The following is an 11413-nucleotide window of genomic DNA, read 5'->3' as shown; positions in this document are numbered from 1 at the left end:
AAGAGGTCTCTGAGCCCGAGAGCAAGCTCCCGAGCGAAAAAAGGTAACAGAGAAGCTCCCTCTGAGCCCGAGAAGAAGCTCTCGAGCAACAAAAGGTAACAGAGTACATTCAACCAATAAAAGAATAAAAAAATCCATATTGACAATAATGATTCTATCCGATATGATTTTTCACAAAGAAATGAATAAAGAAACTATAAAAAGGAATAGTATGCGGCGATGTCTATTAGAAGAGAGGGTCTAATTGCTGAAAGGACCTATAGACTTACCTGTTGAACCTGCCTTTTTCGTTCTGTATCGAATAGACATTGTTTAGAAAGATTCAGCGGTTCAATACCGTTACCATGGATGAGTGTAAAGCTTTGCTTTGAATTAGGGTGGTACCGCCATTTTTATGGTCCCTAATAAAAGGCAAAGCTTTTTTTAATGGTCTTTTACAAAAATATGGACCTTAGAAATCAATATTAAGATAGAGCTTTAAAGTGGCAAGTAATTAAGAAATAATATGGAAAATAAGAAACCAATAAAATAGGAGGCAAATCTAATGGCAAAGGATTTTGTAAAAAGCATTACTAGTATGGAAGATGATTTTGCGCAATGGTATACAGATGTTGTAACGAAAGCAGAACTTATCGATTATTCAAGCGTAAGAGGTTCTATGATTATTCGACCATATGGAACAGCAATTTGGGAGAATATTAAAGAGGCATTAGATAAACGTATTAAAGAAACAGGGCATGAAAATGTCTATATGCCACTATTTATTCCAGAAAGCCTTTTGCAAAGAGAAAAGGATCATATCGAGGGATTTGCCCCAGAAGTGGCGTGGGTTACTCATGGCGGCGACGAGGAATTAGCAGAAAGACTTTGTGTGCGCCCAACCTCAGAAGTGCTTTTTGCAGAGCATTATAAAAATATTATTCATTCCTATCGCGATCTTCCCAAGCTATATAATCAATGGGCAAATGTTGTGCGCTGGGAAAAGACGACGCGTCCATTTTTACGTACACTAGAATTTCTATGGCAAGAAGGGCATACTTGCCATGAAACAGAAGAAGAAGCAGATAGAGAAACTATTCAAATGCTTGAAGTCTATGCAGAGATATGCGAGAAATATTTAGCACTTCCTGTTATTAAAGGGAGAAAAACGGAGAAAGAAAAGTTCGCTGGTGCTAAATATACGTATACGATTGAAAGCTTGATGCATGATGGAAAAGCATTGCAATCAGGAACTTCACATAATTTAGGTGATGGCTTTGCGAAATCATTTGGCATTCAGTTCTCTGATAGAGAAGGGAATCTGCAGCATGTTCAACAAACATCATGGGGCTTCACTACTCGAATTATTGGTGCCATGATTATGGTTCATGGAGATGACCGTGGCTTAGTTGTACCACCAATGATTGCACCAACGCAAGTAATGATTGTACCAATTGCCCAGCATAAAGAAGGTGTATTGGATTTTGCTTATGATTTGCAGAAAAAATTAAGCAGTACAATCCGTGTTGGCATTGATGCAAGTGATAAAAAGCCAGGCTGGAAATTTAATGAGTATGAAATGAAGGGAATACCTTTACGCTTAGAGGTAGGGCCAAAGGATATCGAGAAAAACCAGGTTGTGCTCGTTCGAAGAGATACAGGAGAGAAGCAATTTGTATCCATGGATGGACTAGAGGATACTATTGCTCAATTATTAAAGGAGATCCAAGACAATCTGCTGAAGAAAGCTACAGATCATAGAGAAGAAAACACACATATTGCAGTAACATTTGATGAATTTAAACAATGGATCGAGAAAGAAAAGCCAGGTTTTATTAAGGCAATGTGGTGTGAAGATCAAGCATGTGAAGATAAAATAAAAGAAGAGACAAGTGCGACCTCCAGATGTATGCCTTTTGAGCAGGAAGCAATTGGAGATACTTGTGTATGCTGTGGCAAAAAAGCAAGCAAATTAGTCTATTGGGCAAAGGCTTATTAATACCTTAATCGTGTTAACTATATAAAAATAGATAGAAAAAACGAAGGGACAAATAAAATTTTCCTTCGTTTTATTTTTCCTCATCCGGCTCAATATGAACATGCACCTCTAACACATTAAATTCTTCCATTAATATATTCTCTACTGCCGATGAAATATCATGGGCGTGTGTGATATCTAATCGCTGGTTAACAGTAATAACTACATCTACTACTGGGCTGTTTCCATAGTTTCTTGCTTTTATTTCTTTTACTGATTTTACACCTTCTGTATGTAAAATCGTTTTTTTATATTTATCAATCAATAAAACATCGAAGCCATCTGTTAAATAGTGTGTGGTTTCTCGGAATATTCCCCAGGCTGTTTTACAAATTAATAGGCCAACAATACAAGCTGCTAGCGGATCTAAAAAAGCTAAGTTTAATTGTGCGCCAAATATTCCAACAGCAGTACCGAAACTAACCATTGAATCGGAGAAATTATCTTTCGCAGCTGCCTTCACAGCTTGACTATTTATTTTATTCCCTAATCGCATATTGATGCGAAAGACGAAAAACATAACAGCACCACAAGCAATGGCGGTATATGCTGCTACTAAATCAGGTGCTTGCTGTGAATGGGTAAAGAAGGAAGAAGCGGCTTGGTATAATACTTGCAAACCAACGCTCATCATAATAAATGAAGCAATTAGCGAAGCGACAGTTTCAGCTTTCCAGTGTCCATAAGGATGATCTTTATCTGCGGGTTTTTGGGAAAGTCGCAAACCAATTAAGACAGCGACAGAAGCAATAATATCCGTAAAATTATTCCAGCCATCTGCTTTCAATGCTTGAGAACCAGTGCTGTTTCCAATAAATAACTTCACAGAAGCTAGAATAATATATGTAAAAATGCTTAATATAGCAGCTCGTTCTCCGAGTTTTAAGTCTGCATATTTTTTATCCATCTAAATGCCCCCTTAATTAACCCACTTATCATATCAATTCCTTATAGGGTGGGTCTAGAGCAACGTTTTTATACATATCAACAAAAGTGTTAGAAAGATAAAACAGTTTGCCAGAGGAAAAAAATCATCCATATATAAGTCATTTACTTAAAAGATGTTTAATTAATGGAGCCGGAAGTAAGTGGGTTATTTGTATACAGTTATTGTAATGGAGTAGTTTATTTGCAAAAATTTGAACAATCTGTGAACAAGTTTGTGAAAAACTGAACAAATTTTAAAATTAAGCTTGAAGATTCAATTAAGACGTTATATGATAAGCGTGTAAGGAAAACAACAAGAAATAGACAAAGAGTAAAAAAGAAAAGCAACGAGATGAAGTGAGTTAGTCGGTAATAAACTACTATTTTAGTAGTTTTTCTTTAATGGTTATCATGTGAATGTTTTCACAAAAACTATTAATTACTTCATCAAGTGGTTTTTTCTTTAAAACTAATTGTGAAATATTTCACAATTTTATCAATCTCTATATTGGAGGAATCTACGATGTCAGTTGTTGAAAAAGAAGTAAAGGCGAAAAATGAACAAGTGGATGTGCAAGCAGTTATTAATGAAATGGCAGCAAAAGGGAAAAAAGCACTTGAAGAATTTATGTCTTTAGATCAAGAGCAAGTAGATACGATTGTAAAGGCAATGGCTCTAGCTGGTTTAGATAAACATATGCATTTAGCTAAACTCGCGGTTGAAGAAACTGGAAGAGGCATTTATGAGGACAAAATTACAAAGAATATATTCTCCACCGAATATATCTACCATAATATTAAATATGATCGTACAGTTGGAGTAATAAGGGAAGACCAACAAACAGGAATTGTTGAAATTGCCGACCCAGTAGGTGTTGTTGCAGGAGTGACACCTGTAACGAATCCAACCTCTACAACAATGTTTAAAGCAATTATTGCGATAAAAACACGTAATCCAATTATATTTGCTTTCCATCCATCTGCTCAAAAATGTAGCAGTGAAGCAGCAAGAATCTTAAGGGATGCAGCTATTGCTGCTGGAGCGCCGGAAAATTGTATTCAATGGGTAGAAAAACCTTCTATTGAAACAACAAAAGCATTAATGAACCATAATGATATAGCCTTAATTCTCGCAACTGGTGGACCAGGAATGGTCAAATCTGCATATAGCTGTGGAAAACCTGCACTTGGTGTTGGCGCTGGTAACGTACCTTGCTATATTGAAAAAACAGCAAAAGTAAAAAGAGCAGTAAATGACTTAATTCTTTCTAAAACATTTGATAATGGGATGATTTGTGCCTCTGAACAAGCGGTAATCATCGATAAAGAAATCTATGAAGAAGTAAAAAGTCAATTGATTCGTAATAACTGCTATTTCTTAAATCAAGAAGAGGTAGCAAAAGTTGAGAAGCTAGTAATTAATGAAAATACATGTGCCGTAAATCCAGATATTGTTGGTAAATCTGCTCATTATATCGCTGGTTTAGCAGGAGTTAAGGTTCCAGAAGATACAAAAATTCTTCTTGCTGAATTAGAGGGTGTTGGACCGAATTATCCACTATCAAGAGAAAAATTAAGTCCAGTTCTTGCATGCTATAAAGTGGAATCAACAGAAGAAGGAATTAAACGTGCAGAAGAAATGCTAGAATTCGGTGGGTTAGGACACTCAGCAGTTATTCACTCTGAAGATCCAAACGTAGTTGAAAGCTTTGCGTTAAGAATGAAAGCATGCCGTATTATCAATAATGCTCCATCTTCTCAAGGAGCAATTGGTGATATCTACAATGCCTTCATGCCATCTTTAACACTTGGCTGTGGATCTTATGGTAAAAATTCTGTATCTACTAACGTAACAGATATTCATCTATTAAATGTAAAAAAATTGGCTAAAAGGAATGTAAATATGCAATGGTTTAAAGTTCCAGCAAAAATTTATTTTGAGAAAAACTCTGTACAGTATTTACAAAAAATGAAGGATATATCTCGAGTATTTATCGTAACAGATCCGTTTATGGTAAAATTCGGCTATGTGGATAAGCTTCTTTATAACTTAAGAAAACGCTCAAACCTTGTACAAGTAGAAGTGTTTTCAGATGTAGAGCCAGATCCATCTATTGAAACAGTTGTCAGAGGGACTGAAATGATGGCTAAATTCCAACCAGATTGCATTATCGCACTTGGAGGGGGTTCTCCAATGGATGCAGCAAAAGGTATGTGGCTATTCTACGAGCATCCAGATGAAGAATTCTTCGGATTAAAGCAGAAATTCTTAGATATCCGTAAAAGGGTTTATAAATATCCATCATTAGGTGGTAAAGCTAAATTTGTTGCTATTCCAACTACTTCTGGTACAGGATCTGAAGTAACATCTTTTGCGGTAATTACAGATAAAGAACAAAACATTAAATATCCTTTAGCTGATTATGAATTAACACCAGATGTAGCAATCATCGATCCGCAATTTGTTATGACAGTACCTCCCGCTGTTACGGCAGATACAGGAATGGACGTTTTAACGCATGCTGTGGAAGCATATGTATCTAATATGGCAAATGACTATACAGATGCATTAGCTGTAAAAGCAGTTCAATTGATATTTGAATATTTACCAAGAGCATATCGTAATGGAAAGGATGAAGAAGCACGCGAAAAAGTGCATAATGCTTCTACAATAGCTGGTATGGCATTCGCAAATGCTTTCTTAGGAATTAACCATAGCTTAGCACATAAATTAGGGGCAGAATTCCATATCGCTCATGGACGATCTAATGCTATTTTACTACCGCATGTTATCCGTTATAATGCAGAGAAACCGAAGAAATTCATGGCATTTCCTAAATACGAATACTTTAAAGCAGATGAACGTTATGCAGAGCTTGCAAGAATCCTAGGATTGCCAGCAAATACAGTGGAACAAGGGGTAGATAGCTTTATTAAAGCAGTTATCAGACTTGGAAAAGAGTTGAATATCCCAATGAGTATTGCAGCGCAAGGGGTAGATCCTAAAGAATTCGAGGCAAAAGTAGACTATTTAGCAGACCGTGCCTTTGAAGATCAATGTACAACAGCTAATCCTAAATTACCATTAGTAACAGAGTTAGCAGACATTTATCGAAAAGCGTATAAAGGGGTTTAAATATCCTTACACAATGTAGATATAGCAAAAAATTAGGCCAAATCATTTTTGATTTGGCCCTTTCTCTATAGAATTTATTCTTATTTTTCAATTTGCCAAACCAGCAATTTTCAAAGGCACCTTGCGTAAATCAATATAGGAATCCTCTATACGAATAAGTGGAAGATGTGGTTCATTTTGATGGATAAAAATGATTTCTGCTGTTTTATTATTGGTTAAAGTGACCTTTTTAAAGAGCTGCTTTCTCATAATGAAATTTGTGAATGGTATAACAATAGCAGGATTTAAAGCATTTCCATAGGCTTCATTCACCAATTCATTGATTGCTTCAAAGTAGGTTTTCTTTTCTTTATAGGTATGTGTAGAACACATGCTATTAAAGATATCCGCTACTGAAACAATTTGAATAAGGAATGGAATATCCTTTTCTGTTCGGCGAGATGGATATCCTTTTCCATTAATTTTTTCATGATGCAATAGTGCAGTTCGTGATATTAATATATCCAATTGAGAAACTTGAAATAGAATGCTTTTTCCATAAGTCGTATGTTTTTGGATTTCCTTATATTCATTTTGAGTTAAGCGGTCTTTTGCTTGTAAAATAGATGAATCTATTTTTAGCATGCCGATATCATGGAATAACCCCATTTGACTTAGTAGATGACATTCATGTCTAGATAATCCTAAAATTTTTCCAATGATTGCTGAAATGATGCCCACATTAATACTGTGTTGATAAATATAATCCTTTGGTGAGATTTCTTTATGAATAATTTCTAAAATTGCTAATTCTTGAAGGGAAAAATCAATTGTTTTTTCGTAAGTAAGGAGAAGTTTTTCAACCCTACTATTATCCTGTTCTAGTATATGATGGAAGGTTTCTTTTACTTCATCTATTAAATTTGAAAACTCGTTATTTACGGAGGAAGGAGGAGCTTCATCTGTAGAGCTAATTACATCAAATGGATTTACCTGATGTTTTGATAGTAATTCTACATTTTTTTTCGTAAGAGTAGAGCCTTTTTTTAGTAGAAATAAACCTTCAATGGAGTTGGAATAAACATCTTCTTTTATACGGTACCCGGTAATATCTGCAGTTACTTTTTCCATATCTTTGTCTCCTTTATATAATGGAAATCTTTTCTACGTTGCATCCCCTTATTAGTAAATATTACCTTACCTCTTTCTGGGATAAAACAGACTTTTAGACCAGTTAGAATAGTCCTAAATGTCTATTTTAGTAGAAGTTACAGGAGGCTAAGTTCTTCTGCAGTTTTTTCCTATTATAATAACTATATATTTACCCGAAAAGAATAGAAGAAATTGATCGGTTTTAGTAGATTCAGGAGATACTTTTAGAGAGGGGAATACAAATGTATAATAATAAATCAAAAGACAATAATGCAGTATATATACATAAGGAGAAGGAATATCATTATCATTTGAAAATTATCCATAATGAATTAAGGAAGTACCGCACCATAAATATCCCTAATCAAAATATAGTTATAAAAAATCAGGATTTGGAAGATTGGATCATAGAAAAACTAAGTCCTAAGGAAATCGCAGAAATCATCTATTTGTTAGAAAACGCCAAAAAAAGATCCTCCTCTCTGGAAGCGATTTTTCAAGTGATTGCGGCAAGCTTACAAAAAAGCTCTTAAGAAAATTCCTCTGTTCTCCTCCTGCTGTCGAAAGACTTCTCGCTTGTTTCACTATGGTGACAACTATATAATAGTATATATTTATCCATAGACACCTAGTGTGGATTCTAAAAAATAAGTAGGGAATGAACATAGACAGTTGTGGATGCTTCAATTATTCTACATCGAGAAATCGTCATGGTTGTAAAAATGATGAAGGTTTGTTTCTTGTATTAGGAGGAGAAATAGTTGGAACCATGTATGCAAAGCCTCTACGCCTATTTAAATGATCATCTAGTAGATATGCGAAAGGATTGGCTAAACACGATAGAAAATAGCTCATCTACCTTTTATTCCATTAATAAATCGACTGAAAGTATGGATGAACTAGTTACAGCTCACAAAATACTTTTAGAACATGTCATTAAGGTTTTTATTGAAGATGAAGCAGTTTATACAGCGAATATTTCTAAATGGGCCGTTAAAGTTGCGGAAAAGCGTGCGAAAGACTTGGTCCCTATCTTGGAATCCATTGAACAGCTTAACTCCGTTAAAGGAATTCTTTTATCTTATGTAGAAAAGTTTTCTGAAGAATCTAAGGCTCATTTAACGGTAACTACTCTGTTTGAATGGGTAAGATTAATCCAATATGCATTTGATCTATTTGTAAATATTTTTATTAGCTCTTACGATGAATACAAATTTCAGCAATTAACAGCACAGCAAGAAACGATATATGAATTAAGTAGTCCGGTTATACCAATTACGAAGGGGATTGGTGTTCTTCCATTAATCGGAGATATTGACACGAAGAGAGCTCAATTAATTATGGAAAATACATTGAAGGAATGTAACGAAAAAAGATTTAACCATTTATTTATTGATTTATCAGGGGTGCCGTTAATCGATACAATGGTTGCACATCAAATTTTTCAGGTTATACATGCTCTGCGTTTAATTGGAGTAAAGGGGTATCTTTCTGGATTAAGACCAGAGGTGGCACAAACAGCAATCCAACTAGGGGTGGATTTTAGCCAAATCCCGATTTTTAATAATTTAGCAAGTGCACTTGAAAGATTTGGATTAATGGTTAATGAAGCGAAATTTGTTTAAATAGAGGTGTATGTAGATGGGGAAGTATCTAGCTGCACTATTTTTTCCATGCTTATTAGTAATTCTCTTTTCAAGAGCAACCTATTATCCAATCATTGGTTTAATCTTAACTGTCGCCTTGATTGCTGCTTCAGTTTATAGGGGCTATACAGACGCCTTTTTATTAATTGTAGTGGATGCCTTTTCCATGACAGTTGGATATATGATTAGCAGGAAATGGAAAGAGAAATTAGCGAATAAAAATAATGTTTAGGCTATATTTTAAAAAGTATCTAAAAAAGAATAGAGAAGGAGAATGACTAAACGATTTTACGTCGATAAAGATGGTAGGTATTTTCGTATAGTCATTTTTTTTATTTTTTTACATAGAAAAAACGTATTTTAAAATCAATCGAATGTTTGTTCTCTTTTTTGTGGTTTGAAACAGATGGTTTGTGGTAGAATGGTGATATGTTGATTACATAATTAGGTATATATAAATAAGGACTGTTCTTTAAATCCTACAAAGGATTTTTGCAGGCCAATAATTAATACAGAATGTACGATTGCGAATGTTGATAAGAATAGAACTAGATAGATCGGAGGATGGGTAGTGAGTCAGGATTTTGAGTTAGTTTCAAAGTATACTCCTCAAGGAGATCAGCCAGAAGCAATTAAAAAACTAGTAACTGGAATTAAAGCAGGCGAAAAAATTCAAACATTGCTGGGGGCAACTGGTACTGGTAAAACCTTTACAGTAAGCAATGTTATTAAAGAAGTGAAAAAGCCAACGTTAATCATTGCTCACAATAAAACATTAGCAGGTCAATTATACAGTGAGTTTAAGGAATTTTTCCCAAATAATGCGGTGGAATATTTTGTGAGCTACTATGATTACTACCAGCCAGAAGCATATGTCCCACAAACGGATACGTTTATTGAGAAGGATGCAAGCATCAATGATGAAATCGATAAACTCCGACATTCTGCAACATCCTCTTTATTTGAAAGGGAAGATGTCATCATCATAGCCAGTGTCTCCTGTATTTACGGATTAGGTTCTCCAGAAGAGTATCGAGAAATGGTTGTTTCATTAAGAACAGGTATGGAATTAGAAAGAAATCAGTTGCTTCGTAAGTTAGTTGATATTCAATACGATCGAAATGATATCGATTTTAAGCGAGGAACTTTCCGTGTACGTGGAGATGTTGTAGAAATTTTCCCAGCTTCTCGCGATGAACACTGTATCAGAATAGAGTTTTTTGGCGATGAAATTGATCGGATTCGTGAAGTAGATGCATTAACTGGTGAAATTTTAGGAGAAAGAAATCACATTGCAATCTTTCCGGCTTCTCACTTCGTAACACGAGAAGAGAAAATGAAAATAGCGATTGAGAACATTGAAAAGGAATTAGAAGAACGATTAGAGCACTTAAGAGCCGATAATAAATTATTAGAAGCCCAGCGCCTAGAACAACGATCGCGCTATGATTTAGAAATGATGCGAGAAATGGGCTTTTGTTCGGGAATAGAAAACTATTCAAGACATTTAACTTTAAGACCTCCTGGATCTACGCCTTATACTTTATTGGATTATTTTCCTAAAGACTTTCTTCTAGTTATCGACGAATCTCATGTTACTTTGCCGCAAATTAGAGGAATGTATAATGGGGACCAGGCACGAAAAAATGTACTAGTAGAGCATGGTTTTCGCTTACCATCCGCCCTTGATAACCGTCCATTAACCTTTGGCGAATTCGAGGAGCATATTAATCAAATGATTTGCGTTTCTGCAACACCTGGTCCATATGAAATCGAACACACGCCAGTCATGATTGAACAAATCATTCGTCCAACTGGATTACTTGATCCAACCATTGACGTTCGTCCGATTGAAGGTCAGATTGATGACCTCATTGCTGAGATTCATGAGAAAATTAAACGAAATGAACGGGTACTGGTGACAACCCTAACGAAAAAAATGTCAGAGGATTTAACGGATTATCTGAAAGAAATAGGAATTAAAGTACAGTATTTACATTCCGAAGTAAAAACGTTAGAACGGATTGAAATCATTCGGGAATTACGTCTTGGTAAATATGATGTATTAGTAGGAATTAATCTATTGCGGGAAGGATTGGATATTCCAGAAGTATCCCTTGTCACTATTTTAGATGCTGATAAGGAAGGCTTCCTTCGTTCGGAACGATCTTTAATTCAAACAATCGGGCGCGCAGCAAGAAATGCTAATGGTCATGTCATTATGTATGCAGATAAGATGACCCACTCGATGGAAGTAGCGATAAGTGAAACGAAAAGACGGAGAGAGATACAAGAGAAATATAATGAGGAACATGGAATTATTCCGCAAACGATTCAAAAAGGCATTAGAGATTCCATTCGTGCTACGCAGGCAGCAGAAGAACCAGAGGAATATGCAACTTCTGTTAAACTCGATAAATTAACGAAAAAGGAAAAAGAGACAATGATCGCACAAATGGAGAACGAAATGAAAGAAGCAGCAAAAGCGCTGAATTTCGAAAGAGCAGCAGAACTTCGCGATTTATTGCTTGAATTAAAGGCTGAGGGGTGAGAGAA

At 35.3% G+C, this 11413-nt stretch carries 8 protein-coding genes and 1 other annotated feature; of the genes, 6 read left to right on the top strand and 2 right to left on the bottom strand.

Annotation, left to right across the window (positions count from 1 at the left end; genetic code table 11):
- Nucleotides 1-187 precede the first annotated feature (187 nt).
- Nucleotides 188-406: a binding site (T-box leader), on the top strand.
- Nucleotides 407-544: 138 nt separating this feature from the next.
- Complete coding sequence (proS, locus tag RTL21_RS01830; RefSeq protein WP_312092734.1) at nt 545-1978, top strand: proline--tRNA ligase; 1434 nt, start codon at nt 545-547, stop codon at nt 1976-1978.
- A 70-nt stretch (nt 1979-2048) separates the two neighbouring features.
- On the opposite strand, the gene RTL21_RS01825 is transcribed toward proS, so the two are convergent.
- The gene (locus tag RTL21_RS01825; RefSeq protein WP_312092733.1) at nt 2049-2924 is read right to left on the bottom strand and encodes a cation diffusion facilitator family transporter; all 876 of its coding nucleotides are present in this window, start codon (nt 2922-2924) and stop codon (nt 2049-2051) included.
- Between the two features lie 543 nt (nt 2925-3467).
- Here RTL21_RS01825 and adhE point away from each other — a divergent pair.
- Nucleotides 3468-6080 carry a bifunctional acetaldehyde-CoA/alcohol dehydrogenase gene (gene adhE, locus RTL21_RS01820; protein WP_312092732.1) on the top strand — a complete coding sequence of 871 codons (2613 nt, stop codon included), beginning with the start codon at nt 3468-3470 and terminating at the stop codon, nt 6078-6080.
- An 87-nt stretch (nt 6081-6167) separates the two neighbouring features.
- Here adhE and RTL21_RS01815 read toward each other — a convergent pair whose 3' ends face one another.
- Nucleotides 6168-7190 (bottom strand): HD-GYP domain-containing protein, encoded by a 1023-nt coding sequence (locus tag RTL21_RS01815; protein WP_312092730.1) that lies wholly within the window; start codon nt 7188-7190, stop codon nt 6168-6170.
- Between the two features lie 263 nt (nt 7191-7453).
- Here RTL21_RS01815 and RTL21_RS01810 point away from each other — a divergent pair, with 263 nt between their 5' ends.
- From RTL21_RS01810 to uvrB, 4 genes are all read left to right on the top strand, one after another.
- On the top strand, nt 7454-7744 hold the full coding sequence (locus RTL21_RS01810; protein WP_312092728.1) for a hypothetical protein: 291 nt from the start codon (nt 7454-7456) through the stop codon (nt 7742-7744).
- Nucleotides 7745-7972: 228 nt separating this feature from the next.
- The gene (locus RTL21_RS01805; protein ID WP_312092726.1) at nt 7973-8836 is read left to right on the top strand and encodes an STAS domain-containing protein; all 864 of its coding nucleotides are present in this window, start codon (nt 7973-7975) and stop codon (nt 8834-8836) included.
- Between the two features lie 16 nt (nt 8837-8852).
- The gene (locus tag RTL21_RS01800; RefSeq protein ID WP_312092724.1) at nt 8853-9089 is read left to right on the top strand and encodes a CsbA family protein; all 237 of its coding nucleotides are present in this window, start codon (nt 8853-8855) and stop codon (nt 9087-9089) included.
- A gap of 339 nt (nt 9090-9428) precedes the next feature.
- Entirely contained in the window at nt 9429-11408 is a 1980-nt protein-coding gene (gene uvrB, locus RTL21_RS01795) for an excinuclease ABC subunit UvrB (RefSeq protein ID WP_312092722.1), read from the top strand.
- The last annotated feature ends 5 nt before the right edge of the window (nt 11409-11413 follow it).

This window comes from Niallia sp. (assembly GCF_031978665.1).
Taxonomy (GTDB): domain Bacteria; phylum Bacillota; class Bacilli; order Bacillales; family Cytobacillaceae; genus Niallia.
The sequence above is the reverse complement of the archived record's forward strand: the minus strand, read 5'-3'. Positions and strand labels throughout refer to the sequence as shown.

Excerpts from the sequence above, each read along its gene's own strand:
- RTL21_RS01810 (WP_312092728.1), top strand. The coding sequence starts at position 7,454 with ATGTATAATAATAAATCAAAAGACAATAATGCAGTATATATACATAAG.
- RTL21_RS01800 (WP_312092724.1), top strand. The coding sequence starts at position 8,853 with ATGGGGAAGTATCTAGCTGCACTATTTTTTCCATGCTTATTAGTAATT.
- adhE (WP_312092732.1), top strand. The coding sequence starts at position 3,468 with ATGTCAGTTGTTGAAAAAGAAGTAAAGGCGAAAAATGAACAAGTGGAT.
- RTL21_RS01815 (WP_312092730.1), bottom strand. The coding sequence starts at position 7,190 with ATGGAAAAAGTAACTGCAGATATTACCGGGTACCGTATAAAAGAAGAT.
- RTL21_RS01825 (WP_312092733.1), bottom strand. The coding sequence starts at position 2,924 with ATGGATAAAAAATATGCAGACTTAAAACTCGGAGAACGAGCTGCTATA.
- proS (WP_312092734.1), top strand. The coding sequence starts at position 545 with ATGGCAAAGGATTTTGTAAAAAGCATTACTAGTATGGAAGATGATTTT.